The organism is Pseudomonas sp. AP3_22 TE3818 (assembly GCF_053628995.1).
Map to the genome: position 1 here is coordinate 3,100,660 of NZ_JBRJHL010000001.1, position 26,450 is coordinate 3,127,109.

The window sequence follows — 26,450 nt, forward strand, 5'->3', positions numbered from 1 at the left end:
AAGTGAGAATGCTCAAGATTTGCTGAGGCTTTAGTCGGAATCGTTTGACGATTTTTCACGGCATTCAGGTGGCTCTTGATCAAAGACCTACTTCACATGTATCGACTTTCCGAGCGAGGTTGAGTGAGAGGCCGACATCACGGCGGGTAGTCGTGAGGTTAAATAGATGTCATCCAAAGCCGGCCACCCGTTCGGTGTTTATTCCAAGGAATGGAGCGAATGAATGACTGTTTATGAACCCGACACCTTGAATCTCGTACTGCAACCCTTGCCACCGCCCGTACTGGAGCAGGCGGAAAACGGCGTTCTGAACCCCTCTGACCGAAAAGCCGTCATCAGGGTCCGCCCTTATCCAGGCATGACCTGCGGCGACAAATTGCTATTGAATTGGGCGGGTCTGGATGCCGATGGCCTCGCCTGCAATCATCAGGTGACGCGTTTTGTCAGTGACGACCGGGTCGGCGAGGACATGATCTTTGCCGTGGGTAGCGCTTATATCGAGGCACTCGACGGTGGCTCACTCGAAATCAGCTACTCGCTCTTGAGCAGTCGCTTTACCGGGCTCGTGCATTCCCATCGTTTACAGCTGTGTGTGGGGGATGTGCAGTCAGACCTGTTACCCGCGACGGTGAACGACGCGGTGGGTAGAACGCTTGATCCGGATCGGGTCAAGGAAGGGGCGATTGTGACAATCAAACCCTATGCGCGCATGACGGCGGGCGACTGGGTGTTGCTGACCTGGGCTGGCGTTTCGCTCGAAGCAAGTTTCAGTGATGCACTCAAGGTCGAGTCCTTTGCTGTGGGGGGCGAACTGTCGTTTTGGGTCAGTCCGGAGTGCGTAGCGCTCAATCTGGGTTCCTCGGTTTCCGTCGATTATTGCGTCAAGCAAGCAGGGCATGGTCCTCGTTACTCTGAAGCAGCGACACTGATGATTGGCAAGATGGAGCGGGGACCACTGCCAGCACCCATTGTGCTGGAAGCCGACGAAGGTTGGGTGGATCTGCTTGATGCGCAGGATGGCGTGACGGTCGTCATCGAAAACCCCAGGGCTGAAAAAGGGGAGCTGGTTTGCCTGAGATGCGACGGGGAGAAATTCAATCACTGTGACGAGCGCGAAATCACCAGAGACACCGCCGGCGAGCCGTTGATATTCATCGTTCCCTACCGGTTCTGGAGGGAGCATCGAGACTCTGCGATCCGTGTAACCTGTTCGGTCGAGCGCCTTGATGGCATCTCTCAGCAATCCGGGGTGACACGGGTTCAGGTGCAATCCCTGATGGGGCATTGATCGCCATTTGCCCTCCAGTCTTCACATGAAGGCCGGAGGGCGGACAGATGATGCCGGTTATTGGGCGTTGTCGTGCACTCGCAGCCGATCTGCCGCTTCAAGCAACAGTTGTTCTGTCCCGGCCCAACCAAGGCAGCCATCGGTCACTGACACACCGTATTGCAATGACGAACTCAACGGCTGACAGCCCTCGAACAAATGGCTCTCGATCATCATGCCGATCAGCGAACGATCACCTTGCAGACGCTGTTCAAGTACATCGTTGAACACGGCCGGCTGGCGCAATGGGTCTTTGCCGCTGTTGGCGTGACTGCAGTCGACCATGATCCGGGCCGGAATCCTGAGCCTGGTCAAGTCACTGTTCACCCGGGCGACGCTGGTGCTGTCGTAGTTCGGCCCGCGATGGCCGCCGCGCAATACCAGGTGAGTGTCCGCATTGCCCGGGGTTTGAATGATCGCGGGATGGCCCTGGCTGTCGACACCGAAATGGCGATGCGGATGGGCGGCGGAACGCATGGCGTCGCTGGCGACAGCGACACCGCCGTCAGTCCCGTTCTTGAACCCGACAGGCATGCCCAGGCCGCTGGCCATTTCCCGATGGATCTGCGACTCCGTGGTTCGGGCGCCAATCGCCACCCAGCTCAACAGGTCGTCGAAGTAGCCGGCGGCCATCGGTTGCAGCAGTTCAGTGGCGACGGGCAAACCCAGGCGGAGCATTTCACGCATCAGCTCGCGGGACAGCGTCAGGCCGGCGGCCATGTCATCGCTGCCATCCAGGTGCGGATCGTAGGCCAGGCCTTTCCAGCCAACCGTGGTACGGGGTTTCTCGACGTAGGCGCGCATCACCAGGAGCATTTCGTCGTTGACTTCGGTGGCGAGGCGGGCAAGGTTGCCGGCGTATTCGAGGGCTGATTCCGGATCGTGGATCGAGCATGGGCCTACGATGACCAGCAGACGGGAGTCTTCACCGTTGAGGATCGCGCGAACCGCCTGACGGTGGGTGGCTACTTGCCGGGTCAGGAGGTTGCCGAGGGGCAATTGCTGTTTGAGTTGCAATGAGCTGGGCAGGCGCAGGGTCAGCGCTTCATTGGCAGGGCTCAAGGTGGACAGCGGCAGTGCGGAGACGGACGAGTTCATATTCAAGGCTTCCTGGGCTGGTGGCGGGTTCGTGCCCGCGCGCTCGGCCCTACTGGGGTGTTCGACAATTGGCCAGACTGGCTGTGTGTGTGTGCTTGCCACCAGTGGGTGACCGATCGGAGGCGGCAGGCTGTCCCGAGCGGAGGGTGGTAAATCGCCAGGCGGTAAAACTGTCGTAACGGTAATAAGTGGCGTAGTTCATGTTGTGAATCCTCTAAATGTCTGGTGTGTCGCTAAAAGGGTTGGGGCTGAAAAAACAAAACCCCCGGTCGGGAGGCCGACCGGGGGTTGAGAATTCTCTGGTGGCGACCCGTTTAAAGTGGGCGCCGTGTGGGTATCAGGCGCGCCAGTGGCTAAACCAATACCCAAAATAAAAGCTGACCGGAGCACAACCGTCGTTCACCCGGGCAGCCGCAACCGAGCGCAAGGCGCTGGCGGTACGAAGCTGTGAGAGGGTGTTGAACATGGTCTGTCTCCGATGGATGGGCCGAGCTTACTAGAGGCCGGTGCGCAGATTCAATCAGAAAATGCTATTGGCCGGCGACAGGGTTGTCTATCGCTTGAGTGGCCTGAGGGTTGTGACAAACTCTGCGTCTGTTCCAAAACACATCGACACAAGGACGCTTCATGTTACCGCTGACCATCGCCGCAGCCCAATCGATCTCCATCGCCGCAGACCTTGCCGGCAATATCGCCAGGCACCAACGCTTCATCGCGGCAGCCGCGGAGCAGGGCGTGCAGTTGCTGGTGTTCCCTGAGCTGTCGCTGACAGGCTACGAACGCGGGCTCGCTGCCGAGCTGGCCATTGTGCCGGATGCCGTCATCCTGCAACCGCTGCGAGACGTCGCCCGGGCCGTCGGTGTGACGGCGGTTGTCGGTATGCCGATTCGGCTGTCGGATAACTCGCCGGTCCTGATCGGTGCACTGGTGCTGGGGGCCGATGGTTCGCTGGGGGTCTACAGCAAGCAACATCTGCATCCCGGGGAAGAAGTGGCGTTTGCACCGGGCGCCGGGGGTGAGCCCCTGACCATCGGGACAGACACGATTGCACTGGCGGTCTGCGCCGACTTTTCCCACGCCAGCCATGCCGCTGCTGCGGCGTGCCAGGGTGCAGATGTCTACGCCGCAGGCGTGCTGATCACGGAAAACGGCTACGTCGCGGATACCGCGTTGCTGCAAGGCTATGCCGCGAAGCACGCCATGGTGGTGTTGATGGCCAATCATGGTGGCGCGACAGGTGGCTGGGCGTCGGCAGGACGCAGCGCGATCTGGGCGTCGGACGGTTTGTTGATTGCGGCCGCCAGCGGTACCGGCAGCCAGATGGTAGTGGCCCGGCGCAACAGCGCGGGCTGGAGCGGTGAAGTCGTCGCCGTGGAGCCGGCGTGATGGATTGCGCATGGCGTGCCGTCACGCCAGAGGACCTGGCCTTCGCCCGCCATCTGACCTGTAAAAACATGCTGCGCTACTACATTCGGCACGACCTGATGTGGCAGGACGAAGCTTTTGACGTGGCCTGGGCAGGGCGGGACAACCGCTTGCTGACAAGCGGCGATCAGATGCTGGGTTATGTGAGCTTGAGCCGTGATGCCAGGGCGTTGTACATCCGCGAACTGCAAGTCGTCGAAGCGTTTCGCGGGCTGGGCGTTGGTTCCTGGGCAATCGATCGGGTGCTGTCAGTCGCGGACCAGGAGCGGCGACCGGCGTTACGCTTGACGGTTTTTGAAAATAACCCGGCGCGGGCGTTGTACGAGCGCAAAGGATTCAAAGTGGTGGGTCAGGATGAATGTTTCCTGAGAATGCAGTTTGATATCAATCCATGACATTGTCGCAACGCGTTTGCGACTGGCCTTTCAAGATGAATTGAAACTTTTAATCTGATGCTTTCCGCTAGGTCTGCCAGATGCTTTTTGCTAAGGTGTCTGGCAACCCAATAAGACCATATCGCGAGGTGTCTGCTTGATTAGGGTGCTAGTAGTCGATGACCATGATCTCGTTCGTACAGGCATTACACGAATGCTGGCTGACATCGATGGCCTGCAAGTAGTCGGCCAGGCCGAGTCGGGTGAAGAATCCCTGCTCAAGGCGCGTGAGCTGAAACCCGATGTGGTGTTGATGGACGTCAAGATGCCGGGTATCGGCGGTCTTGAGGCCACTCGCAAATTATTGCGCAGTCATCCGGATATCAAGGTCGTTGCGGTGACCGTGTGTGAAGAGGACCCGTTTCCTACGCGGCTGTTGCAAGCCGGGGCGGCAGGGTACCTGACCAAGGGGGCAGGTTTGCCGGAAATGGTCCAGGCCATCCGCCTGGTGTTTGCCGGGCAACGCTACATCAGCCCGCAAATTGCCCAACAACTGGCGATCAAATCCTTCCAGCCCACCAACGACTCGCCTTTCGATGCCCTGTCCGAGCGGGAAATCCAGATCGCGCTGATGATCGTCGGCTGCCAGAAAGTACAGATCATTTCCGACAAATTGTGCCTGTCCCCGAAAACCGTGAACACCTACCGTTACCGCATCTTCGAAAAGCTTTCGATCAGCAGTGATGTCGAGTTGACGCTGTTGGCGGTGCGTCATGGCATGGTCGACGCCAGCCTCTGAAAATGACCGAAACCTTTGATCCTAGCGCCTTTCTGTCCACCGTCAGCGGCCGCCCCGGCGTGTACCGCATGTTCGACAGCGAAGCGCGGTTGCTTTACGTCGGCAAGGCGAAAAACCTCAAGAATCGCCTGTCGAGTTACTTTCGCAAGACCGGGCTTGCCCCCAAGACCGCCGCACTGGTCGCGCGTATCGCCCAGGTCGAAACGACGATCACCGCCAACGAAACCGAAGCCTTGCTGCTCGAGCAGACGCTGATCAAGGAATGGCGTCCGCCCTATAACATCCTGCTGCGCGACGACAAATCCTACCCCTATGTCTATCTCTCCGACGGAGAGTTTCCGCGCCTGAGCATTCATCGGGGAGCGAAAAAGGCCAAGGGCAAGTATTTCGGTCCTTACCCCAGCGCCGGCGCGATCCGCGAAAGCCTGAGCCTGCTGCAAAAGACGTTTTTCGTTCGCCAATGCGAAGACAGCTATTACAAGAACCGCACCCGTCCTTGCCTGCAATACCAGATCAAACGCTGCAAGGCGCCCTGCGTCGGGCTGGTGGAGCCCCAGGTGTACGCCGAAGATGTGCGCCACTCGGTGATGTTTCTTGAGGGGCGCAGCAACGCGCTGACTGACGAGTTGTCTGCCGGGATGGAAGAGGCAGCGATCAATCTGGAGTTCGAGCGAGCGGCCGAGCTGCGGGACCAGATTGCGTTGCTGCGCCGGGTCCAGGACCAACAGAGCATGGAAGGCGGGACCGGGGACGTCGATGTGATCGCCGCGTTCGTCAACCCAGGCGGTGCCTGTGTGCACTTGATCAGCGTGCGGGGCGGGCGGGTGTTGGGCAGCAAGAACTTCTTCCCGCAAGTCGGTATTGAAGAAGACGTTTCCGAAGTCATGGCCGCGTTTCTCGGCCAATACTTCATCAGCAGCCCTGAACGCGACTTGCCCAGCGAGTTGATCGTCAATGTGGTCCACGAGGACTTTCCAACACTGATCGCGGCCATCGACGAGTTGCGCGGTCGTGAACTGACCATCAGCCATCGCGTGCGTGGTACGCGAGCGCGCTGGCAGCAATTGGCGGTGACCAATGCCGAGCAGGCGCTGAGTGCGCGCCTGGCGAATCGTCAGCACATTACGGCGCGCTTCGATGCGCTGGCCGAGGTGCTGAAGCTGGATGAGCCTCCACAACGCCTGGAGTGCTACGACATCAGTCACTCCAGTGGCGAGGCGACAGTGGCGTCCTGCGTGGTCTTCGGCCCCGAAGGCCCGATCAAGTCCGATTACCGCCGGTACAACATCGAGGGCGTTACGGCCGGCGATGATTACGCGGCGATGCACCAGGCGTTGACCCGGCGCTTCAGCAAACTGAAGGACGGGGAGGGCAAGCTGCCGGATATCCTGCTGGTGGATGGTGGTAAAGGCCAGTTGTCCATGGCCCGTGACGTGCTCGATGAACTGGCCGTACCTGATCTGATCCTGCTCGGCGTGGCAAAAGGCGCGACGCGCAAGGCCGGTTTCGAAACTCTGTACCTGAACGACGCCGCGCATGAGTTCACCTTGCGCGGTGATTCTCCCGCGCTGCATCTGATCCAGCAGATTCGCGACGAAGCCCACCGATTTGCCATTACCGGGCACCGCGCCCGGCGTGGAAAAACCCGTCGGACGTCTACACTGGAAGGCGTCGCTGGCGTCGGTCCAACACGTCGGCGGGATTTGTTGAAACATTTTGGTGGATTGCAGGAGCTGTCTCGTGCAAGCATCGAAGAAATTGCCAAAGCCCCCGGGATCAGTAAAAAGCTCGCAGAGTTGATTTATGCAAATCTGCACAGCGAGTAGAATGCCCCCTCACCTCGTAGCCAGTTGTGCCGATGAATATCCCTAATCTGATTACCGTTCTACGCGTTCTGCTCATTCCGATCTTCATTTTGCTGTTCTACCTGCCTTACCACTGGAGCTTCCTGGCTTCCGCCTCGGTCTTCGCCTTTGCAGCAGCCACCGACTGGCTGGACGGGTACCTGGCCCGCCGCCTGGAACAAAGCACACCGTTCGGGGCTTTTCTCGACCCGGTTGCCGACAAGCTGATGGTCGCGGTTGCGCTGGTACTGTTGGTGCAGGAACACGGAAACCTGTGGCTCACGCTGCCGGCTGCCGTGATCATCGGTCGCGAGATTGTCGTCTCGGCATTGCGCGAGTGGATGGCCGAACTGGGCGCACGTGCCCACGTCGCCGTATCGAACCTTGGCAAATGGAAAACCGCCGCGCAAATGCTCGCGCTGGTGATCCTGCTGGCCAATCCCAAGGATTTCAGTTTCTGGGTCTTGCTGGGCTACACCTTGCTGATGGTGTCGGCCGGCCTGACTTTGTGGTCGATGGTCCAGTACTTGCGGGCTGCCTGGCCACATCTGAAGACCGACGTTGAAAAGAAATAAAACTTTTTTGAATCAAAGGGTTGACGGGGCTTCTGGATTCTATAGAATGCGCCACACCAAGACGCGGGAATAGCTCAGTTGGTAGAGCACGACCTTGCCAAGGTCGGGGTCGCGAGTTCGAGTCTCGTTTCCCGCTCCAAGTTTGTACGCATTTGATGTCGCGCTACTAGATATCAAATGTTTTGAGGCCGAGTAGCAAAATGGTTATGCAGCGGATTGCAAATCCGCCTACGCCGGTTCGATTCCGACCTCGGCCTCCACTCATAAACAAGCTCCGTAGATCTATGATTTACGGAGCTTTTTTATTTGCAGCTACCTGCAAAATTTAGTCTTGAAAAGGGTATTTGCGAACTTGCTTCACCGGGGCGGGATGTATATATTTCCACCTCTGCTGCACAGGCGTCAGAACTGCCAGATCGTTATTTGGCAAAACCTGGACGCTTCACCGCGCTACCGCCCGAATGGCGAAACTGGTAGACGCATGGGACTTAAAATCCCCCGCTCGTAAGGGCGTGCCGGTTCGATTCCGGCTTCGGGCACCATGAATATCAAGGGTTTGCGTGAGATACCTCATGCAGGCCCTTAGTTTTTTCCGCCATCAAAAAATCTTTTCCGCAATTCGCTACTGCCCGGGCTGCATATGCTCTGCAGAGAAGCGTAATTTTCGACAGGCTGCCTGAAACGGGCTTTACTAAAAAAAGTCGTGCGGATTATCGAGGGCTGTTTGTTCTCGGCAGCCGGTACTGGCTGGATGCCGGGTCCACATCTACACCCGTCGAGTTTGAGGACCAGCCCATGTCCCGGTTCCTCTGCGCCATGTTTTTCGCGTTGCTGCTAGTCGGTTGCGCCACCACGCGCATGCCCCACGACTTCAGCGAGGCGATCCCCGCCAGCGAATCGGCTTTCGGGCGTTCGATCCAGACTCAGGCTGCCGCGCATGAGGGGCGCTCGGGTTTTCGCTTGCTGCCCAACAGCAGTGAAGCATTCCGGGCGCGTGCCGAGCTGATCCGCAATGCGCAGAAATCCGTCGATCTGCAGTACTACATCGTGCATAACGGTCTCAGCACCCGGGCACTGGTTAATGAAATGCTGCTGGCTGCCGATCGCGGCGTACGGATACGTATGCTGCTCGATGACACGGCCACCGACGGCCAGGAAGAAGTCATCGCTACCCTGGCGGTGCACCCGAACATCCATATCCGCGTCTTCAACCCTTTGCATCTGGGCCGCAGCACCATGGTCACTCGAACCATGGGTCGTTTGCTTGATCTTTCCCAACAACACCGACGCATGCACAACAAACTGTGGCTGGCTGACAACAGCGCAGCCATCGTCGGCGGACGCAACCTGGGGGATGAATATTTCGACGCCAAGCCCGATCTCAACTTCACCGACATGGACCTGCTATGCATCGGCCCGGTCGCCGAGCAGTTGGGACACAGCTTCGATCAGTACTGGAACAGCGCCTTGAGCCAGTCGATCAGTGACTTCCAGATCAACAAGCCAACTACACAAGACTTGCTCGAAAGCCGCCAACGTCTGGAGCAATCGCTCCAGTCCTCACGTACCGAGCACAGGGCGTTGTACGACCATCTCATGACCTACCAGACTCGACCGCAATTCGAGACCTGGCGCAAGCAGCTGATCTGGGCCCATAACACGGCGATGTGGGACGCTCCGAGCAAGGTCCTGGCTGACGGCGAACCGGCACGCGCGTTATTGATGGCCACACAACTGCGGCCTGAACTCGATGGCGTCAGCCACGAGCTGATCATGATGTCGGCCTACTTCGTCCCGCAAAAGTCGGGCATGGACTATCTCCTGGGGCGTGCAGATGCCGGCGTTGATGTGCGCCTGCTGACCAACTCACTGGAAGCCACCGATGTGCCGGCGGTGCATGGCGGCTATGCACCGTATCGCAAGACGCTGCTCGAACATGGCGTGAAACTCTATGAGCTGCGGCGTCAGCCGGAAGATACCGGCCGCAGTTCTTCGTTTGGACTCAGTGGTGGCTCGGACTCCAGCCTGCACACCAAGGCCATGATCCTGGACAGGCAGAAAGTGTTCATCGGTTCGTTCAATTTCGACCCGCGTTCACTGTTCTGGAACACTGAAGTCGGGGTGCTGGTCGACAGTCCCGAACTGGCCGGCTACGTGCGCCAGGCGGCGCTTGAGGGTATGGCGCCGGCCATGAGTTACCAGGCCCGACTGGAAAACGGCGAAGTCGTCTGGCTCACCGAGGACGACGGCCGCCAACATACCTTGCGCAAGGAACCCGGCGGCAAATGGCGCAGCTTCAAAGCCTGGCTCAGCGATAAGGTCGGTCTGGAGAAGATGCTCTGAATCGAAACCCAGGGGCCCCCTCTGGTCTCGTCGTGCAACAGGGATTTACAAAGAACCCTTTCGATAAGGGTGACGCGATCAAGCTGGAAGTCTTCTGACGTTTTTGCCTGCAATTGCCTGACTCAGGCGCCTTGCAGGAGCCGGCTTGCCAGCGATGGTCGTTAGCGATTACGCGTGTGAACTGGATAAACGCGGCGCACTGGAGTCCATCGCCAGCAGGCTGGCTCCTGTAGGAGCTGGCTTGCCAGCGATGGTCGTGAACGATAACGCGGGTGAACTGGATGAACGCGGCGCATTCGAGCCCATCGCCAGCAAGCCGGCTCCTACAGTTTTAGCGTGGGCACGGTCCCTTGTGGGAGCTGGCTTGCCAGCGATGGTCGTTAACGATAACGCGTGTGAGCTGGATGAGCGCGGCGCACTTGGGTCCATCGCCAGCAGGCTGGCTCCTACAGTAGTTACCCGGGATTGTGCGAAGAACTTTATTTTTGAGCGTGATGAATGACACAACGAAATATTTTGCTGTTGGCTTTGTTGTTCATGTTTTTGACAGGTTGCACGACTACGCCACCCAAGGATCAGGACAATCTCTGCAGTATTTACCGTGAGTATCCCGACTGGTACGAGGACTCGCTGGAAATGCAGAGTGAGTATGGGACGCCTCTGCATGTGGCCATGGCGATCATGAAGCAGGAAAGCAGCTACGTGGCGGACGCATTGCCGCCGCGTGACTACCTGCTCTGGGTGATCCCCTGGGGGCGAGTCAGTTCGGCCTATGGTTATGCGCAGGCTCAGGACCCGGTGTGGGGTGAGTACAAGGACAGTACTGGCAACGGCGGTTCACGTGACAGTTTCGACGACGCGATCATGTTTATCGGCTGGTACACCACGGGCACGCAACGTCAGCTCGGAATCTCCAAATGGGACACCTACAATCAGTACCTGGCTTATCACGAGGGGCGTGGGGGCTTTAGCCGCAATTCCTATCGCAGTAAACCGTGGTTGATGCAGGTTGCCCAGAAAGTGCAAAAGCAATCGGAGATTTATAACGCCCAACTCAAGCAGTGTCGCCAGGCGCTGGAAGATGATCGCAGTGGGTGGTTCTAGCGCGGCAGAGACTCCGCTAGCGGGCGTTATGCGGGATCAAGGGTCTGCCTTGCGACGATCGCTGCCGGTCGGGTTGCCGGTGTTGATCAGCCTTCTTTCCTGCAGCACGTTTTCCAACGCCTGGCGGTCTGACGGGGTCATTTCATGCTCTCGTTCCTTGAGTTCCAGCAGGATCGGGGTGGACCACTGGCGGTAGGTTTGTTCGGCATTACGATTGAGTGACATGCGTTTTCTCCTTGATCAGGCTCCTGCCAATAAAGGCGCCGCAGTTCGATACGCAAGAGACCCTAGCCGACGAACCCTGTTCTCGCCAATGCGTTACATCCTACGCCCATTTTCCCAGATGCCCGCAGCCGCGGTGCGCTGCACGTAGTCGCTGAAGTCGCGCGCCGGTCGTCCCAGTGCCCGCTGCACGCCATCGGTCACAGGTGTGTTGCGGCCGTCGAGCACGGTAGTGAAGAGGTACAGCACCAGATCGATCAACGCCGGGGGAAGTTGTTCCTGTTCCATTGCCTGTCGATAGGCGTGCGCCGGTACGGCCACGAATTCGATGTTGCGATGGGTGGCACGGGCAATCTCGGTCACGGCGTCGGCAAAGGTCAGCGCCCGAGGACCGGTCAATTCATAGAGCTGGTGTGTGTGCCCGGGTTGGGTCAATGCGGCGACGGCACACTCGGCGATGTCGTCTGCATCGACAAAGGGTTCGGCGACCTGACCGACGGGGAGTGCGAGTTCACCTTGCACAATGGGTTCAAGAAAGTGCGCCTCGCTGAAGTTCTGGCAAAACCAGCTGGCCCGCAGAATCGTCCAGTCAATCCCGCTGTCCTGTACGACACGTTCGGCCTGTTGCGCTTCGACTTCACCGCGCCCGGATAACAAAACCAGTTTGCGCACTCCGCTTTTCACCGCCAGGTCGGTGAAAGCCTGGATGGTTTCAACGGCGCCTGGAACGGCGAGATCGGGCTGGAAGGAAATGTAGGCCGCATGAACACCATCGATTACCGCGTCCCAGGTCAATCGATCTTCCCAGTCGAAAGGCGGATTCGCATCGCGGGAGCCCTGGCGAACGGGCAGGCCGGCCGCTTCGAGTCGTTGAGTGATTCGCCGTCCGGTTTTGCCGGTGGCGCCGAGGACCAGCAGGGTTTGCTGAGCGGTGTTCATCGCGTTCATCTCCATCGGTTAATGTGAGCAGTGCTCACGTTTAAAAGATGATAGATCCTCATGTTTGTGCGTCAACCCTTCGGATCGAATTGCCCGACGTGTGGGCACCTGTTGTTTGGCATGGGGATGGGCGATGCTAAGGTGAGTACATGTCACGTTATTGATCGGGAAATTCACTCGTGCGCAAAAAGACCCCTGAAGCCCAGGAACAGCCTGCTGCAGAAGCTGTTCGGCGTCATCCCACGCAACAGCGCAGTCGCGAGCGTCAGGAGCGTATTCTGACCGTGGCGACTCAATTGATTGCGGACAAGGGCAGCGATCAGCTCAAGATGAGTGAAATCGCCGAGCGCGCCGAGATCTCGATCGGTTCCCTTTATCAGTATTTTCCCGACAAGAGCGCCGTCATCCGAACGCTCGCCGAACGCTACAACGCTGAGAGCCGTCGTTGCATCGAACAGGCAATGGAGGTTGTCGAGGATGCCCAGGGTTTGCAGGCCGCCTATTCGCAGTTGCTCGACCTGTATTACGAGATCGTGATGGCGACACCGGTGATGCGTGACATCTGGTCCGGCATGCAGGCCGACAAGCAGTTGTTGCAGCTGGAGCTGGAGGAGAGCCGGGTGGCCGGAGCACTCCTGGCCCAGGCCATGCTTCGTGTATATCCGCAAAGCGATGAGCTGAAGGTCCGGCAATCCGCGTTTTTGATCTGGCACCTGGGCGAGGCGACCATGCGGTTGGCGGTCACTTGTATGCCAGAGGAAGGGCGCGCGCTGGTCGAGGCGTTCAAGCGCATGTCCCTGCGCGAGGTCATGGAGCCAGCGTGCAGGGACATCTGATCACAGTAAACGCTGTCTAAACGAAAGGTTGGCCGGCAAATCCCCGTGGCAGTCGTTGCAGGCCGGGCATCGCGGTCAGTCGTTCGATCCAGGCTGAACGCCAGTTATCGGCGGTGTGCACGGCTTTGGCTTTGCGTGCTGCGCGGCGGGCAGCGTTGCGTTCAGTCTTGCGGGCTTCTTTGTAGGCGTCGGTGTTTCGGCAGCTTCTGCATTTCACCCGATTGAGTTCGCGGGTCGATACCAGGTTGTTGCCGTGGTGACCGCAGGCCAGGTGCCCGCTGACTTTGAAATGAGTGACCATTGGAACGTCTCCTTGGTGACGTGTGATCGGTTGACCCCACGTGAGCAGTGACGTTCGATTGGTTTTGCGCAACAAAAAATCCCGGCACGAGGTCGGGTTGCAAGAGAGGGTGAAAACTCGGCAGGCAGCCAGCTATCCGGAGGCGTCAGTGCCACCGGTCATGCTGCCCGAATCGGGCCTGTCCTCGTACCGCAAGTCCGTGGCGGATCATCTGAACCGAGGCAGAGGCCGGTCGACAGGCTGGAGAGAAGACAGCGTGTGCCGGATCAGCGGCGTGTCCTTCTCGATGTCGTTCAGGCGATCACGGATTCTGAGGGCGGTAGGGTGTCCGCCTTGATGATCGACCCAGTCGGCGATTTCCTTGCAAGCCGCAGCCAGGCGCGCCTGACGGGAGTCCAGCAAGGTGAGCAGGGTGGTGATGGACTCTTTTTCGGACATGGGAGACACCTCCGTTCAAGAAACCTGGTGTGGCAGCAAAAAGCCCGCCGGGAGCGAGCTTTCTGCCGTTGGGGTTGCTGTTCCTTCAGCCATTTCAGTATAGACCCGTTAAAAAATGGTGACAGGCCCTCAACCTTGTCGGGCTGTCACTTGTGATTTGGCGTTCAACTGCCGGCAAACACGCTGAGCGTCTTCTTCTTTGTCGTAGCCATCTCCGATAAAGCCTTGGGTGCGGGTATCGGCGATGCGATACCAGACCGCGGCATCCGGAGGCAGATGATCATTTTCACCCGCACGACGGCCATGAATGATGATCTTGTTGCAACGCTTCACGACGAAAATGTCTTCCATGGCGTCTCCGCAGCGGATTCGTGTTCAGTTCAACTATAGAAGTCATTGGTGATCGTGCAAAAAATAGGCAGGTCAATTCGTCGGTTCAGGCGCGGCGGGCATTCTCTCAAGGAAGATCGCCAGCCCGACCTCTTCGGCCGATAGCCCCTTGCGCGCTCTGGTCCTTGGCAGTTGCGCCAGATCACCGAGAAGAAAACCGTCCAGCACCGCCGGGTGGATATAGCATTTGCGGCACACCGCCGGGGTATTGCCGAGCTGTCTGGCAACGTTCTTGACCATTTCCACCAGGTGCCGCCTGGCATCCGTTTCAGGCTCCCACTGCAGTTTGCGCAAACTCGCCAGGGCCAGGACGCTGCCGGCCCAGGTGCGGTAATCCTTGGCGGTGAAATCGGCGCCGGTGAGCGTTTGCAAATAGCTGTTGATGTCGGATGAACTGACGCTGTGCCGGTCTCCGTTTTCATCCAGATACTGGAACAGGTTCTGCCCGGGAATGTCCTGGCAGCGTTTGATGATCCGCGCCAGTCTCCGGTCTTTCACGGTGATCTGGTGCTCGACGCCACTTTTGCCGCGGAACTGGAACAGGATGGCACTGCCGTTGACCTCAACATGGCGGTTGCGCAAGGTCGTCAGGCCGTAGGAGCGGTTGTCCCGGGCATATTGGCTGTTGCCGATACGGATCAACGTCGTGTCCAGCAGAGTGATGACCGTGGCCATGACTTTGTCGCGACTGAACCCCGGTGCCGCCAATTCGGCTTCCAGTCGTTGACGCAGTTTCGGCAAGGCCAGGCCGAACTCACGCAGGCGCAAGTACTTGTCGGCGTCGCGCACCTCTCGCCAGCGCGGATGATAACGGTATTGTTTGCGACCCCGGGCATCCCGGCCGGTGGCCTGCAGGTGCCCGCATGGATCGGCGCAGATCCACACCTCGGTATAGGCCGGTGGCACCGCGAGTGCATTGAGGCGTTTGATTGCTTCCGGGTCGGTGATGCGCTGGCCCGCCGGGTCGAAATAGGCGAATTTGCCGCGCAGTTTCCTGCGGGTGATGCCCGGCTGGGTGTCATCGACATAATGCAGGTCAGGTGGCAGTTCATCGGGCATGACAGGCGTCCTGGGCGAGGAATCACGGGGCGTTACAGCCATGGACCGCGCCCCGCTGCAGTCGTGCCGACGGATTTACGCCAGCACTGCGACCGCTTTGATTTGTGCCCAGAGTTGCTGGCCAGGGTGGATGTTCAGGTGATCGCGGGAATAACGCGTGATCCGCGCCAGCAGCGGCGTACCGGCGGCGTCCAGGCGAATCAGCACATGGGCGGCGTTGTCGGCGTTCATTTCACTGACCACGGTGACCGGCAGGCGATTGAGAATGCTGCTTTGCCCGGCACTGTGCAGGTTCAGGCTGACATCCCGCGCCTGGACCTTGCAGCGCAGTGCCTGGCCTGTATCCATGGGCGTATGCGGCACACGAATGTTGAGGCTGGTGCCGGGCAATTGCAGGCTCAGCAATTGGTAGTCGGCGTCATAGGCGCTGACGCGGCCTTCGATCACCACACCGGCGTCGTCCCCCATGGCCAGAGGCAAGTCGAGGCGCGCTAGGGTCTGGCCGATCGGACCGCTGGCCAGTGCCTTGCCGTTGCTGAGCAACACGATATGGTCGGCCAGCCGCGCGACTTCATCCTGGGAGTGGCTGACGTACAGCACCGGAATGTCGAGCTCGTCGTGCAGCCGTTGCAAGTAGGGCAGGATTTCACTTTTGCGTTGGGCATCCAGCGCAGCCAGTGGCTCGTCCATCAACAACAGTTTCGGGCTGGTGAGCAAGGCGCGGGCGATGCCGACGCGCTGTCGCTCGCCGCCCGAAAGGTGTTGCGGGTGCCGGTCCAGCAAATGGCGGATGCCGAGCAATTCGCTGGCGTGGGCCATGTCGACCCGACGCTGCGGCTTCGGGATGCGCTTGAGGCCGAACTCCAGGTTGGCCAGCACCGACAGATGAGGAAACAGGCTGGCTTCCTGGAACACGTAGCCCAGCGCGCGTTTGTGCGGTGCGACGAAAACCTTGTTGTCGCTGTCTTGCCAGACTTCATCGTTGACCTGGATAAAACCCCGATCGGCCCGTTCCAGGCCGGCGATGCAACGCAGGCAAGTGGTCTTGCCCGAACCGGAATGACCGTACAGTGCAGTGACGCCACGACCCGGCAGTTGCAGGTCGACGTCCAGGGCGAAGCCCGGGTAATCCAGTTTCAGGCGCATGTGAATCATCGGTCAGCTCCAGCCCGCTTTGGTTTTTCGGCTGGAATACAGCGCCAGCAAGACGGCAAACGAGAACACCAGCATCGCCCCGGCCAGCCAGTGGGCCTGGGCGTATTCCATGGCTTCGACGTGATCGTAGATCTGCACAGAGACCACGCGGGTCTTCTCGGGAATATTGCCACCGATCATCAGCACCACGCCGAACTCGCCGACGGTGTGGGCGAAACCGAGAATGGCGGCGGTAATGAAACCGGGGCGGGCCAGGGGCAGCGTCACGCTGAAAAAGGTGTCCCAGGGATTGGCCCGCAGCGTCGCGGCCACTTCGAGGGGGCGCGTGCCGATGGCGGAAAAAGCGTTTTGCAGCGGCTGGACGACAAAGGGCATCGAATACAACACCGAGCCGATGACCAGCCCTGCAAAACTGAACGTGAGGGTGCCAAGGCCGAGTGATTGGGTGAACTGGCCAATGAACCCCTGAGGGCCTAGCGCCAGCAACAGATAAAAACCGATCACGGTCGGTGGCAACACCAGGGGCAGGGCGACAATCGCCCCGACCGGACCGCGCAACCAGGAGCGGGTGCGCGAAAGCCATAACGCAATCGGAGTGCCGACAAGCAGCAGGATGACGGTCGTCAGGGACGCCAGTTTCAGGGTCAGCCAGATGGCGGAAAAGTCAGCACTCGATAGCGACATTTTAGATTTCGTAGCCGTAGGACTTGATGACAGCTGCCGCTTTCGGCCCCTTGAGGTAGTCAACCAATGCCTTGGCGGCCGGGTTGTCCTTGCCCTTGTTGAGGATCACGGCGTCCTGCTTGATCGGGTCGTGCAGGCTGGCCGGAACGATCCAGGCCGAACCGCTGGTGATCTTGCCGTCCTTGTAGATCTGCGACAAGGCGACAAAACCCAGCTCGGCGTTGCCGGTGGAGACGAACTGATAGGCCTGGGTGATGTTCTGGCCTTCAACGATCTTGTCCTTGACCTTGTCGGTCAAACCTTCCCTGGCCAGCACCTGGGTCGCTGCCAGGCCATAAGGCGCGGCCTTCGGATTGGCGATGGACAGGTGCTGGTACTCGTTCTTTTTCAGCACGTCGCCCTTGGCATCGACGTAGCCTGCCTTGGCCGACCATAGCGCCAGGGTGCCGACTGCGTAAGTGAAGCGCGAACCCTTGACGGTGTCGCCTTCGGCCTCGAGTTTTTTCGGGGTGCTGTCGTCTGCCGAGAGGAACACTTCGAACGGCGCGCCGTTTTTGATCTGGGTGTAGAACTGGCCGGTGGCACCAAAGGCGGCGACCAGTTTATGCCCGGTATCCTTTTCGAAATCAGCGGCAATAGCCTGGATGGGCGCGGTGAAGTTGGCAGCGACAGCCACCTGGACTTCGTCCGCCTGGGCTGAGCCGCAGGCGAATACGGCGAGCAGGCTCGTGAGGCACGCAGGGGCAAAACGTGAGACGCGAATGGACATGAAACGGCTCCGTTAAAGGCAATTGCAGCAAGGGTAAATCGTTATGTACATAAATATATAGCGAATTGCCTTTTAACGGAATGTATTGCCAAAAAACTGTATACAACTTTGACGAAAGTGAAGCTCAGGGGCGACCCAGCAGCCTCGCTAATCCTTCTTCAGCCAGTTTTCGAGTCAGTGCCTCGGTGGTCAATTCAACGCCGAGAGTAAACGCCTGGCCGGCCCAGAGGTTGCTGAAGTCCGCTTCACCTTTGGCCCGCAACGGCATCAACGCGCCACCGGCCAGGGGGAAGGCCGGGGCCTTGGTGCTCATCGGCCCCAGCTCACGCATCACCCGATTCAGGATGCCCCGGGCCGGGCGACCGGTGAACACGTTGGTAACCGCCGTCTCGCTTTCCTTGGCGGTGCGCAACGCTTTGTGATGGGACGGGCTGACCTTGGCCTCCGGGGTGAACAGGTACGCCGTGCCCACCTGCACCGCCGAAGCGCCCAGCATGAAGGCAGCGGCGACGCCTCGTGCATCAGCGATGCCGCCAGCGGCAATCACCGGCACTTTCACAGCATCGACGACTTGCGGCACCAGGGCGAACGTGCCCACCTGGCTGCTCAGGTCATCGCTGAGGAACATCCCGCGATGACCTCCGGCCTCAAAACCCATGGCAATGATTGCATCGCAGCCATGCTGCTCCAGCCACACGGCTTCTGCGACGGTGGTGGCCGAGGACAACACTTTCGCACCAGTGGCTTTGACCCGGTCGAGCAGGGATTTTTCCGGCAGGCCAAAGTGAAAGCTCACCACTTCGGGGCGAAATTCTTCGATCACTTGGCAGGCTGCGTCATCGAACGGCGCCCGATTGGACACGGGGGTTGGCGCAGCGAAATCGGCGCCGAGTTCCTGGTAGTAGGGTTGCAGCAGGTTTTTCCAGTCCTGCGCGCGTTGCTCATCAGGGGTTGGAGGCTGATGACAGAAAAAATTGACGTTGATCGGGCGCTGGGTGTGTTGGCGGATGGTTTTCAGCTCTTCGCGCAGTTGATCGATGCTGAGCATCGCCGCTGGCATCGAGCCGAGGCCGCCGGCATTGCAGGCCGCAATCACCATGGACGAGTTCGTGGCACCGGCCATCGGCCCCTGAATGATCGGCAGTTCGATCCCGAGCAGGTCAAGAATGCGGGTATCTGGCCATGGGTTCATGTGCAGTGTTCTCCGACGTTGAAGCAGGGCAGGGACGGTAGAACAGGATTTGTAACGCAACGATTGGCGCAAGGCCAGTCGTCTTTTCAGTTCGCCAGGCTTTCTTCGGCGCCCGACGGGTTGGCTGATTGGCTTAAAGTCGAGTACGACAATCTGTTTCCATGTGCTATTTCAAATGCACCACAACCCGACTGATTTCATTGAGAGGCCGTAATGTTCAAAGGTATTTTGATCGACAAAGACGACAGCGGTTACCGGGCCAGACTGCAAGAGATCCAGGACGATCAGTTACCCGAGGGCGATGTCACGGTGCGTGTCGCCTACAGCACACTGAACTTCAAGGATGGCCTGGCGATCACCGGCAGCAGTCCGGTGGTGCGCAAATTCCCGATGGTGCCGGGCATCGATCTGGCCGGTGTGGTCGAGGTCAGCGGGCATCCGGACTACAAGGTCGGTGACGCAGTCCTGCTCAACGGCTGGGGCGTAGGGGAAGGGCATTGGGGCGGCCTGGCGCAGAAGGCTCGCCTGAACGGTGACTGGCTGATCCCGCTGCCCAAAGCGTTTACCGCTGCCCAGGCGATGGCCATCGGTACGGCGGGCTACACGGCCATGTTGTGCATCCTGGCTTTGGAACATAACGGTGTGACGCCCGGGCAGGGTGAAATCCTGGTGACTGGCGCCAACGGTGGCGTCGGCAGTTTCGCCATCGCGTTACTGAACAGGCTCGGCTACCGGGTGGTCGCGTCCACCGGACGTACCTCGGAGCATGAGTACCTGAAGCAACTGGGCGCCAGCGAAATCATCGATCGTGCCACCTTGTCCGAGCCGGGCAAGCCCTTGGCCAAGGAGCGCTGGGCGGCCGTGATCGATTCGGTCGGCAGTCACACCCTGGCCAATGCGTGCGCCAGCACCAAGGCCAATGGCACCGTTGCGGCCTGCGGTTTGGCACAAGGCATGGACTTTCCGGCGTCCGTTGCACCGTTCATCTTGCGCGGTGTGACCCTGGCCGGCATCAACAGCGTGACCCAGCCCAAAGCCAGACGCGTGGAGGCCTGGAGTCGCCTGGCCAAGGACCTGGACTTCAACCTGTTGCCGTTGATCAGCCACGAAATCGGTTTGAGCGAAGCCATCGAGGCTGCGCCGCGCTTGCTTGCCGGGCAGTTGCGCGGGCGCGTGGTGGTGGATGTGAATCGCTGATTAGCGCGATTCGCGCTCCAGCAGCTGGCGTTTGCGCTCGACACCCCAGCGATAGCCCGAAAGATTGCCATCGCTGCGCACCACGCGATGGCACGGGATCGCCACGGCCAGGTTGTTCGCGCCGCAGGCTTGAGCGACGGCGCGAACGGCTTTTGGTTGACCTATACGTTGGGCGACATCGGCGTAGCTGGCAGTGCTGCCAACGGGGATTTCCCGCAGCGCTTGCCAGACACGCTCCTGAAATGCGGTGCCGCGCACGTCCAATGGCAGGTCCAGGCCAATGGCCGGGGCCTCGATAAAGCCGACGACTCTGGCAATCAATTGCTCGAATTCATGATCGGCACCTATCAGGTTGGCTCGCCGGAACTTGTCTTGCAGGTCACAGACCAGTTGGTGCGGATCATCGCCGAGCAAAATCGCGCAAACCCCGCGTTCACTCTGCGCCACCAGAATCGCCCCCAGCGAACACTGGCCGACAGCAAAACGAATGTCGTTGTTTTGACCGGCCGCGCGGTAGTCCCCGGGCTTCATTCCGAGCAGTTGGTCTGCCGCTTCATAAAACCGGCTGTTGGAGTTGAAGCCAGCGTCATACAGGGCATCGGTCACCGAGCCGCCGTCTGCCAGGCGCTCGCGCACCTTGCGTGAACGATGGGCATCGGCATAGCCCTTGGGCGTCAGGCCGGTCACGCCTTTGAACACGCGATGGAAGTGGAAGCTGCTCAATCCCGCAGCCTCGGCCAGTTCGCCCAGGGTGGGCAGCGTTTCGGCGCTTTCAATCTGGCGGCAGGCAGCGGCCACGGTGGCGGCATGCTGCGCGGCGAGTTCGCTCTGATCCTTTGCCGCGCGCTTGCTCGGACGGTAACCCGCGGCCCGGGCTTGTTCGGCGCTATCGAAGAATTCGACATTCTGTGGCTTGGGCAGGCGCGCAAGACTGCTCGGGTTGCAGTAGATGCCTGTGGTCTTCACGGCATAGACAAACTGCCCGTCAGCCTTGGGATCGCGCGCGACCACGGCGGCCCAGCGCGGATCGTTTTCGGTGGTGATCTTGGTCGATTGGGTTGTCATGGCGTCACGTCCTTTGAGGAGTTGCCTGCACATTAACCATGGGGCAATTCCCACACACTCCGGCGCTTGCGGTCAAATTCGAAGTCTTCATCCGGCGGTGCGGAAGGTGAAGTTGATGCGTTGCTCACCCAGTCTCGGATGAAAGCCGTCGTTGATCGGCAATACGCCGTGATAACGCAGGCGATCCACGCCACCCCAGACCACGATGTCACCATGCAGCAGGGGGATGCGCTGGCTTTTGTCACTGCGTGCAAAGCCGCCGAACAGGAACATCGCCGGCAAGCCCAGCGATACCGAAACGATGGGGGCTGCGTAGGAATGCTCGTCCTTGTCTTGATGCAATGACATTTTTGCCCCGGGGATGTAGCGGTTGATCAGGCAGGAATCAGGCACAAAGTCGCTGAACCCCGCAGCCTGCGCCGCCGCTTGTGCCAGTTGGAAAAACACCTCGGGCATCATTGGCCAGGGCTGACCGGTATGTGGATCATCGCGGGTGTATCGATAACCGCTGCGGTCAGTGGTCCAGCCGAATGTGCCACAACTGCTCAGGGCGACCGACATGGTAAAGCCGCCGGGCGTGACCATCTGCCGAAATGGCGCGGCCAGCAGCACCGCCTCCAGAGCGGGCAGCAAGCGATCCAGCCAGGGTAGGGCGAAGCCTCGCAGCACGTATGATTGTTCGCCGATCTGCTCGCGCCTGGGCTCTTGCTCGGGCTCTGCATCGGCAAACAGATCGAAAGTCAGCGGGTTCATGGGCTCATGTCGCATCGTGAAAGATGATTCCAAGGGTATGCCGTTTGCCGCTGTGCAGGCGACTCACGCCGTGGCGCAGGGTCACGCGGTAGTAACCGCGAGTGCCTTTGACCGGCCGCTGGTTGACGGCAAAGATCAGCCCGTCACCTTTCTTCAGATCGATGACCATCGGCCGTGACTGCATGCGTGGACGTTGTTCGGTCATGACAAATTCGCCGCCGGTGAAGTCTTGATCGGGGTCCGACAGCAGAATCGCCACTTGCAACGGGAAAACGTGCTCACCGTACAGATCCTGATGCAGGCAGTTGTAGTCCTGCGGACCATATTGCAGCAATAAGGGTGTCGGACGGTTCTGACCAGCGGCATGACAGCGCTCGAGGAAGGCGGGATGAGTGTCAGGAAAACGCTGCGGCAAGCCCATTTGTTCATGCCAGCGATTGGCGATGGGCGCCAGGCGCGGGTAGAGCGCGCTGCGCAAACGCGCCACAAGGTCCGGCAACGGGTAGCTGAAATACTTGTACTCGCCGCGGCCGAAGCCGTGACGAGCCATCACCACGTGCGAGCGAAAGGACTCGGTCCGGGGGTACAGGGCGCTGACCTGGTCACAAGCCTTGTGGCTCAGCAGTGAAGGGATGACGGTGTAACCGTCCAGGTCAAGTTGCTGTTCCAGCCGGGGCCAGTCCAGCCGGTCCAGATATTGCTCGCTCATTGCCCGGCCTCTTGTGGTTGAGGTGGCCAGTCTGGAAGACTTGAATGCAGCAGGCACTCCGGCGCTTGCGGTCGAACTGCGAACGGGAGCCGACGTCCATTGTCGCTCCGGATCGTATTACAGCGCTTTGCTGACGCTGATCTCGCTGATGACGTCGTCCTGTCCATGAATGGCATCCAGCGCCGCTTTGGCTTCCTCTGCGGTGCCGTTTTCAAGCTGGGCAAACTCGAAGCGGCGCTCACCGTTGAGTTTGTATTTGATGACGTACTTGGTCGTTTGGGCCACGGTCGTATCTGCCTGTCTTGTGTTTCGGGTGTGCCGATCAGCTCAGTTTCGTACTGGAACGGCGAATGATTTTGATCGAGTGCGTCAGGGTGGGCTTGCGCGTCACGCTGATAGCGCGGCGGTTGACGGTGTCGATCGTGATGTTCCAGAAACCGGTGCTGGGGGCGGTGATGCGCGCCGGAAAGGTGTCGAATGCACCGCCGTGATAGGTGTGACGGCCGCCATTCTTGAAGCTGCGGAAGTTGGCGTCGTTCATCAAACGGATGTTGCACATTTGGGAGCATTGAATGACGACGATGTCGTCTTCATTGAGGTGCTCGCGCTGATGGATAAATTTCATGGGGCGCCTCCAGAAGGGCTTTTTCTACAAAATCAAAACGATAGCATGGGCGATGGGCGCAGTTTATCAGCCCGAAGGCCTTATTATCCGGCCGCTTTGACAATTAAAAACGCTAATTTCACCTTTGATGAGCGATAAAGCAGTTTGCCTCGGAGAAAAAACGCATCTGCGTTGTCCGAGCCTCTTTATCGGAGGTTTTGTATGAAGTGGGGTTTGTGGGTTGTTGCGCTGGCGGCATTGGTGAGCGGTTGTGCGAACGTCTCTGACATCAACGAGTCACTGCCGACCATGAGCGTGATTTCTGGCAAGAAACCCCATGAGTATGCGCAATGCCTCAGCGAAAAACTGGCCGACAGTCGTGGCGCCTTGCAAATCGAGCCGCACAAGGATGGCCTGCGTGTAATCGTGCCGCTCAAGTATTCCACAGGGCCGTCAGCCATATTCGACATTGAAGAGCGCTCGGGTGGCAGCAGCATCAAGCTGCACGAGAGCATGTCCAATGTTCCGGTGCGTCCAAAGGATGTACAGAAGGCTGCCACCGAGTGCATTTCCGGCTGATAAACTATCGACCAACAGCACCGATGCCGCCAAAGCCTGTTTTTGGCGGCATCGTCATTTCTGGAGTCGACTATGAAACGAGAGCAGGTCCGGGAGCGCCATGCAGAGGGACTTATCTCTGCCACCCATGTGATCCAGAATCCGGCGGAGCTGGGGGAGTGGATCGTGTTTTTCAAGAAAAGCGCCGGGCGCAGCTATTTCCTGGTGGATGACAATGACGAAGTCGAGTCCTTTGGCAAACTCGACGAGTTGATCGAAACAGTACGCGGACTCGGGATCAAGTTCGCCGAAATTCATCTGTAGGGTCGAGCCCCTTATTTGCAGACCACCACGACGCTGCGGTTCTTGTAATTGCCGATATCGGCGCCGAGGGTTTTTTCACTGACCTTGAGTGCTGGCGTGCCGTCGGTGCCGACAATCCGGTAGCCGGTTCCTGCACAGGAGGCATCGGCCTTTTCGTAGCAGGCGGCCCAGGAATTCGCCTCTCCCGAGCAATCGATCGTCAGACCCTGCTCTCCGTTGCCCAGGTAGGTTTCTTTCGACGTTGCGCAGCCGCTCAGGGCCAATACCGCTAGCAAAGGCAAAATTTTATTCATGGTTTGATCATCGTCAGGGGGGTGGGCTAAGGCTGAGACAGCGCCGGATTCAAAAGGTTATAGCCAAAGGCCACTTATTTTTCGGTGTTCGTCACGCATTCCCGGGAAACTGTAGGAGCCAGCCTGCTGGCGATGGACTCCAGTGCGCCGCGTTTATCCAGTTCACACGCGTTATCGTACGACCATCGCTGGCAAGCCAGCTCCTACAAGGGACCCTGCCCACGCTGAAACTGTAGGAGCCAGCTTGCTGGCGATGGACTCCAGTGCGCCGCGTTCATCCAGCTCGCACGCGTAATCGTTAACGACCATCGCTGGCAAGCCAGCTCCTACACGGGAGCGTGTCCACGCTGAAACTGTAGGAGCCAGCTTGCTGGCAATGGACTCCAGTGCGCCGCGTTCATCCAGCTCGCACGCGTTGTCGTTAACGACCATCGCAGGCAAGCCAACAAAGGACCCTGCCCACACTGGGAAACTGTAGGAGCCAGCTTGCTGGCGATGGACTCAAATGCGCCGCGTTCATCCAGTTCACACGCGTAATCGTTAACGACCATCGCTGGCAGGCCAGCTCCTACAGGAGGCCGCGTTCGCGTCGAAAACGAAGTGACCTCCAAACCAGTGAAAGAACCATAAAAAAGCCCTGTGCTAAGACAGGGCTATTCGAGAGGGTCGTCGATCAGCTCTTGTCCTTGCCGCGTCGCTTGGGTTCCGGGTGCTCAAGCTCCAGCACCGAGGCCACTTCGATTGCCAGGGCTTCGGAAGGGAAAGGCCCGGCGATATTTTCACCGGCGACACTGGCCACCCACCATTGGCCGTCTTTCACCTTGTTGATCAGGAATCCGTTGACGCTTTTTGCTTCCGACATCTATTTGCCTCGTTGTCTGGTTCAATCGCGCCATGATACCGGCAAACGCACGCAACGGGTGCCGATGAGCGTATGGTGATGGGTTGCGGGCGGTAGAAAGCCGTGCATTTGCGCCAGTCTCTGCTATGCATAAGAGGTTGTGCAATCGCCTGTGCAACCTCGCAGGGAACTATCCGCCAGAATAATTCTCTATGTTGGCATCAGTTAGCCAGCGCGGGGGCATTGTAAGGTGCACGCCGCCTGATTAGACTGCGCCGAAACTCGTACACACAGCCCTTTCAAGGACTTATATGATCAAGAAATGCTTGTTCCCAGCAGCCGGTTACGGTACTCGCTTCCTGCCAGCGACTAAAGCCATGCCCAAAGAAATGCTGCCGGTGGTGAACAAGCCACTGATCCAGTACGGCGTCGAAGAAGCACTGGATGCCGGCTTGACCGAAATCTCCATCGTCACCGGCCGCGGCAAGCGCGCCCTGGAAGACCACTTCGACATCAGCTACGAGCTGGAAAACCAGATCAAGGGCACCGACAAGGAAAAATACCTGGTCGGCATCCGCAAGCTGCTCGACGAATGCTCGTTCTCCTACACCCGTCAGACCGAAATGAAAGGTCTGGGCCACGCGATCCTCACCGGCCGCCCGCTGATCGGCGACGAGCCGTTCGCCGTGGTACTGGCGGATGACCTGTGCGTCAACCTTGAAGGCGACGGCGTGCTGACCCAGATGGTCAAGCTGTACAAGCAGTTCCGCTGCTCGATCGTGGCCATCCAGGAAGTCGACCCGCAAGAAACCAACAAGTACGGCGTGATCGCCGGCGAGATGATCCGTGACGACATCTACCGCGTACACAGCATGGTTGAGAAACCAAAGCCGGAAGACGCGCCGTCGAACCTGGCCATCATCGGCCGCTACATCCTGACCCCGGACATCTTCGACCTGATCGAACAAACCGAGCCAGGCAAGGGCGGTGAAATCCAGATCACCGACGCCCTGATGAAGCAGGCCCAGAACGGCTGCGTCATGGCCTACAAGTTCAAGGGCAAGCGTTTCGACTGCGGTGGCGCCGAAGGCTACATCGAAGCGACCAACTTCTGCTTCGAGAACTTCTACAAGACGGGCAAGGCTTACTGATAGCTGGCGACCTGTTTGTATAGAAAAGCCACCTTCGGGTGGCTTTTTCATTTTCCGGCCTCATATCGTGTTCAGCGCTTG

The 26,450-nt window shown here is 59.1% G+C and carries 33 protein-coding genes and 3 tRNA genes; 17 read left to right on the forward strand and 19 right to left on the reverse strand.

The features are described 5' to 3' along the window. Window positions 1-223: 223 nt before the first annotated feature. The gene (locus AB7M25_RS13960; protein ID WP_429387667.1) at window positions 224-1,288 is read left to right on the forward strand and encodes a hypothetical protein; all 1,065 of its coding nucleotides are present in this window, start codon (window positions 224-226) and stop codon (window positions 1,286-1,288) included. A 57-nt stretch (window positions 1,289-1,345) separates the two neighbouring features. Here AB7M25_RS13960 and AB7M25_RS13965 read toward each other — a convergent pair whose 3' ends face one another. Beyond that, the gene (locus AB7M25_RS13965) at window positions 1,346-2,425 is read right to left on the reverse strand and encodes a 3-deoxy-7-phosphoheptulonate synthase (RefSeq protein ID WP_429560542.1); all 1,080 of its coding nucleotides are present in this window, start codon (window positions 2,423-2,425) and stop codon (window positions 1,346-1,348) included. 627 nt (window positions 2,426-3,052) lie between these two features. Here AB7M25_RS13965 and AB7M25_RS13970 point away from each other — a divergent pair. The 11 genes from AB7M25_RS13970 to AB7M25_RS14020 all read left to right on the forward strand — a co-directional run bounded on the left by AB7M25_RS13970 (window position 3,053) and on the right by AB7M25_RS14020 (window position 10,889). Continuing rightward, window positions 3,053-3,811, forward strand: a complete 759-nt coding sequence (locus tag AB7M25_RS13970) for a carbon-nitrogen hydrolase family protein (protein WP_454237473.1) — start codon at window positions 3,053-3,055, stop codon at window positions 3,809-3,811. Then, window positions 3,811-4,245, forward strand: coding sequence for a GNAT family N-acetyltransferase (locus AB7M25_RS13975; RefSeq protein WP_429519356.1), 435 nt, complete (start codon window positions 3,811-3,813; stop codon window positions 4,243-4,245). The genes AB7M25_RS13970 and AB7M25_RS13975 overlap by 1 nt, the downstream gene beginning before the upstream one ends. Before the next feature lie 136 nt (window positions 4,246-4,381). Beyond that, window positions 4,382-5,023: a response regulator transcription factor GacA gene (gene gacA / locus AB7M25_RS13980; RefSeq protein WP_008015884.1), complete on the forward strand. Its 642-nt coding sequence runs from the start codon at window positions 4,382-4,384 to the stop codon at window positions 5,021-5,023. A gap of 2 nt (window positions 5,024-5,025) precedes the next feature. Further along, window positions 5,026-6,849, forward strand: a complete 1,824-nt coding sequence (uvrC, locus tag AB7M25_RS13985; RefSeq protein ID WP_429387660.1) for an excinuclease ABC subunit UvrC — start codon at window positions 5,026-5,028, stop codon at window positions 6,847-6,849. A 32-nt stretch (window positions 6,850-6,881) separates the two neighbouring features. Then, window positions 6,882-7,442, forward strand: coding sequence for a CDP-diacylglycerol--glycerol-3-phosphate 3-phosphatidyltransferase (gene pgsA, locus AB7M25_RS13990; protein ID WP_102702169.1), 561 nt, complete (start codon window positions 6,882-6,884; stop codon window positions 7,440-7,442). Window positions 7,443-7,505: 63 nt separating this feature from the next. After that, window positions 7,506-7,581 (forward strand) — tRNA-Gly (locus AB7M25_RS13995). Between the two features lie 47 nt (window positions 7,582-7,628). Then, a tRNA-Cys gene (locus AB7M25_RS14000) sits at window positions 7,629-7,702 on the forward strand. A gap of 195 nt (window positions 7,703-7,897) precedes the next feature. Continuing rightward, a tRNA-Leu gene (locus tag AB7M25_RS14005) sits at window positions 7,898-7,984 on the forward strand. 253 nt (window positions 7,985-8,237) lie between these two features. Further along, on the forward strand, window positions 8,238-9,785 hold the full coding sequence (locus tag AB7M25_RS14010; RefSeq protein WP_429519354.1) for a phospholipase D family protein: 1,548 nt from the start codon (window positions 8,238-8,240) through the stop codon (window positions 9,783-9,785). A gap of 154 nt (window positions 9,786-9,939) precedes the next feature. Beyond that, complete coding sequence (locus tag AB7M25_RS14015) at window positions 9,940-10,287, forward strand: hypothetical protein (RefSeq protein WP_454237474.1); 348 nt, start codon at window positions 9,940-9,942, stop codon at window positions 10,285-10,287. Further along, complete coding sequence (locus tag AB7M25_RS14020; protein ID WP_104447314.1) at window positions 10,284-10,889, forward strand: transglycosylase SLT domain-containing protein; 606 nt, start codon at window positions 10,284-10,286, stop codon at window positions 10,887-10,889. The genes AB7M25_RS14015 and AB7M25_RS14020 overlap by 4 nt, the downstream gene beginning before the upstream one ends. A gap of 36 nt (window positions 10,890-10,925) precedes the next feature. Here AB7M25_RS14020 and AB7M25_RS14025 read toward each other — a convergent pair whose 3' ends face one another. Beyond that, the gene (locus tag AB7M25_RS14025; protein ID WP_429387656.1) at window positions 10,926-11,114 is read right to left on the reverse strand and encodes a hypothetical protein; all 189 of its coding nucleotides are present in this window, start codon (window positions 11,112-11,114) and stop codon (window positions 10,926-10,928) included. 93 nt (window positions 11,115-11,207) lie between these two features. Then, entirely contained in the window at window positions 11,208-12,050 is an 843-nt protein-coding gene (locus tag AB7M25_RS14030; protein WP_429560536.1) for an NmrA family NAD(P)-binding protein, read from the reverse strand. A 179-nt stretch (window positions 12,051-12,229) separates the two neighbouring features. Here AB7M25_RS14030 and AB7M25_RS14035 point away from each other — a divergent pair, with 179 nt between their 5' ends. Continuing rightward, the gene (locus tag AB7M25_RS14035) at window positions 12,230-12,886 is read left to right on the forward strand and encodes a TetR/AcrR family transcriptional regulator (RefSeq protein WP_454237475.1); all 657 of its coding nucleotides are present in this window, start codon (window positions 12,230-12,232) and stop codon (window positions 12,884-12,886) included. Window positions 12,887-12,902: 16 nt separating this feature from the next. Here AB7M25_RS14035 and AB7M25_RS14040 read toward each other — a convergent pair whose 3' ends face one another. From AB7M25_RS14040 to AB7M25_RS14075, 8 genes are all read right to left on the reverse strand, one after another. Next, window positions 12,903-13,187: a hypothetical protein gene (locus AB7M25_RS14040; RefSeq protein WP_429519346.1), complete on the reverse strand. Its 285-nt coding sequence runs from the start codon at window positions 13,185-13,187 to the stop codon at window positions 12,903-12,905. A 207-nt stretch (window positions 13,188-13,394) separates the two neighbouring features. Then, window positions 13,395-13,625, reverse strand: a complete 231-nt coding sequence (locus AB7M25_RS14045; protein ID WP_007975977.1) for a hypothetical protein — start codon at window positions 13,623-13,625, stop codon at window positions 13,395-13,397. Between the two features lie 129 nt (window positions 13,626-13,754). Continuing rightward, window positions 13,755-13,976, reverse strand: a complete 222-nt coding sequence (locus AB7M25_RS14050; protein WP_104447311.1) for a hypothetical protein — start codon at window positions 13,974-13,976, stop codon at window positions 13,755-13,757. Between the two features lie 72 nt (window positions 13,977-14,048). After that, window positions 14,049-15,074 (reverse strand): DNA topoisomerase IB, encoded by a 1,026-nt coding sequence (locus AB7M25_RS14055; protein WP_454237476.1) that lies wholly within the window; start codon window positions 15,072-15,074, stop codon window positions 14,049-14,051. Window positions 15,075-15,149: 75 nt separating this feature from the next. Continuing rightward, the gene (gene modC, locus AB7M25_RS14060) at window positions 15,150-16,229 is read right to left on the reverse strand and encodes a molybdenum ABC transporter ATP-binding protein (protein WP_454237477.1); all 1,080 of its coding nucleotides are present in this window, start codon (window positions 16,227-16,229) and stop codon (window positions 15,150-15,152) included. A gap of 3 nt (window positions 16,230-16,232) precedes the next feature. Beyond that, on the reverse strand, window positions 16,233-16,913 hold the full coding sequence (modB, locus tag AB7M25_RS14065; RefSeq protein WP_429387646.1) for a molybdate ABC transporter permease subunit: 681 nt from the start codon (window positions 16,911-16,913) through the stop codon (window positions 16,233-16,235). Between the two features lies 1 nt (window position 16,914). Further along, window positions 16,915-17,682 (reverse strand): molybdate ABC transporter substrate-binding protein, encoded by a 768-nt coding sequence (gene modA / locus AB7M25_RS14070; RefSeq protein ID WP_429387644.1) that lies wholly within the window; start codon window positions 17,680-17,682, stop codon window positions 16,915-16,917. 124 nt (window positions 17,683-17,806) lie between these two features. Continuing rightward, complete coding sequence (locus AB7M25_RS14075) at window positions 17,807-18,874, reverse strand: NAD(P)H-dependent flavin oxidoreductase (protein ID WP_454237478.1); 1,068 nt, start codon at window positions 18,872-18,874, stop codon at window positions 17,807-17,809. 213 nt (window positions 18,875-19,087) lie between these two features. Between AB7M25_RS14075 and acuI the strand changes: the two genes are divergently transcribed. Next, the gene (gene acuI, locus AB7M25_RS14080) at window positions 19,088-20,071 is read left to right on the forward strand and encodes an acrylyl-CoA reductase (NADPH) (RefSeq protein WP_429560532.1); all 984 of its coding nucleotides are present in this window, start codon (window positions 19,088-19,090) and stop codon (window positions 20,069-20,071) included. On the opposite strand, the gene ada is transcribed toward acuI, so the two are convergent. The 5 genes from ada to AB7M25_RS14105 all read right to left on the reverse strand — a co-directional run bounded on the left by ada (window position 20,072) and on the right by AB7M25_RS14105 (window position 23,223). Further along, entirely contained in the window at window positions 20,072-21,136 is a 1,065-nt protein-coding gene (gene ada / locus AB7M25_RS14085) for a bifunctional DNA-binding transcriptional regulator/O6-methylguanine-DNA methyltransferase Ada (protein WP_429387639.1), read from the reverse strand. A gap of 87 nt (window positions 21,137-21,223) precedes the next feature. Continuing rightward, window positions 21,224-21,904 (reverse strand): DNA oxidative demethylase AlkB, encoded by a 681-nt coding sequence (alkB, locus tag AB7M25_RS14090; protein WP_454237479.1) that lies wholly within the window; start codon window positions 21,902-21,904, stop codon window positions 21,224-21,226. Beyond that, window positions 21,894-22,598: a 2OG-Fe(II) oxygenase gene (locus AB7M25_RS14095; protein WP_429560531.1), complete on the reverse strand. Its 705-nt coding sequence runs from the start codon at window positions 22,596-22,598 to the stop codon at window positions 21,894-21,896. Before AB7M25_RS14095 ends, alkB begins: the two co-directional genes overlap by 11 nt. Before the next feature lie 117 nt (window positions 22,599-22,715). Beyond that, the gene (locus tag AB7M25_RS14100) at window positions 22,716-22,883 is read right to left on the reverse strand and encodes a hypothetical protein (protein ID WP_007985513.1); all 168 of its coding nucleotides are present in this window, start codon (window positions 22,881-22,883) and stop codon (window positions 22,716-22,718) included. Between the two features lie 37 nt (window positions 22,884-22,920). Then, window positions 22,921-23,223: a DUF1883 domain-containing protein gene (locus AB7M25_RS14105; protein ID WP_007912251.1), complete on the reverse strand. Its 303-nt coding sequence runs from the start codon at window positions 23,221-23,223 to the stop codon at window positions 22,921-22,923. Between the two features lie 201 nt (window positions 23,224-23,424). On the opposite strand from AB7M25_RS14105, the gene AB7M25_RS14110 reads away from it, so the two are divergent. Both AB7M25_RS14110 and AB7M25_RS14115 read left to right on the forward strand, forming a co-directional pair. Further along, on the forward strand, window positions 23,425-23,781 hold the full coding sequence (locus AB7M25_RS14110) for a hypothetical protein (protein WP_454237480.1): 357 nt from the start codon (window positions 23,425-23,427) through the stop codon (window positions 23,779-23,781). A 72-nt stretch (window positions 23,782-23,853) separates the two neighbouring features. Next, a complete protein-coding gene (locus tag AB7M25_RS14115; RefSeq protein ID WP_454237481.1) occupies window positions 23,854-24,084 on the forward strand; it encodes a hypothetical protein in 231 nt (76 codons plus the stop codon). A gap of 11 nt (window positions 24,085-24,095) precedes the next feature. Here the strand turns inward: AB7M25_RS14115 and AB7M25_RS14120 are convergent, their stop codons facing one another. The 3 genes from AB7M25_RS14120 to AB7M25_RS14130 form a co-directional block, all read right to left on the reverse strand. Continuing rightward, window positions 24,096-24,377, reverse strand: a complete 282-nt coding sequence (locus AB7M25_RS14120; protein WP_217838257.1) for a hypothetical protein — start codon at window positions 24,375-24,377, stop codon at window positions 24,096-24,098. Between the two features lie 171 nt (window positions 24,378-24,548). Beyond that, window positions 24,549-24,809: a hypothetical protein gene (locus AB7M25_RS14125; RefSeq protein ID WP_454237482.1), complete on the reverse strand. Its 261-nt coding sequence runs from the start codon at window positions 24,807-24,809 to the stop codon at window positions 24,549-24,551. 241 nt (window positions 24,810-25,050) lie between these two features. Further along, window positions 25,051-25,239, reverse strand: a complete 189-nt coding sequence (locus AB7M25_RS14130) for a hypothetical protein (RefSeq protein WP_007975950.1) — start codon at window positions 25,237-25,239, stop codon at window positions 25,051-25,053. Between the two features lie 290 nt (window positions 25,240-25,529). Between AB7M25_RS14130 and galU the strand changes: the two genes are divergently transcribed. Further along, window positions 25,530-26,369, forward strand: a complete 840-nt coding sequence (gene galU / locus AB7M25_RS14135) for a UTP--glucose-1-phosphate uridylyltransferase GalU (RefSeq protein WP_102702148.1) — start codon at window positions 25,530-25,532, stop codon at window positions 26,367-26,369. Window positions 26,370-26,450: the final 81 nt, after the last annotated feature.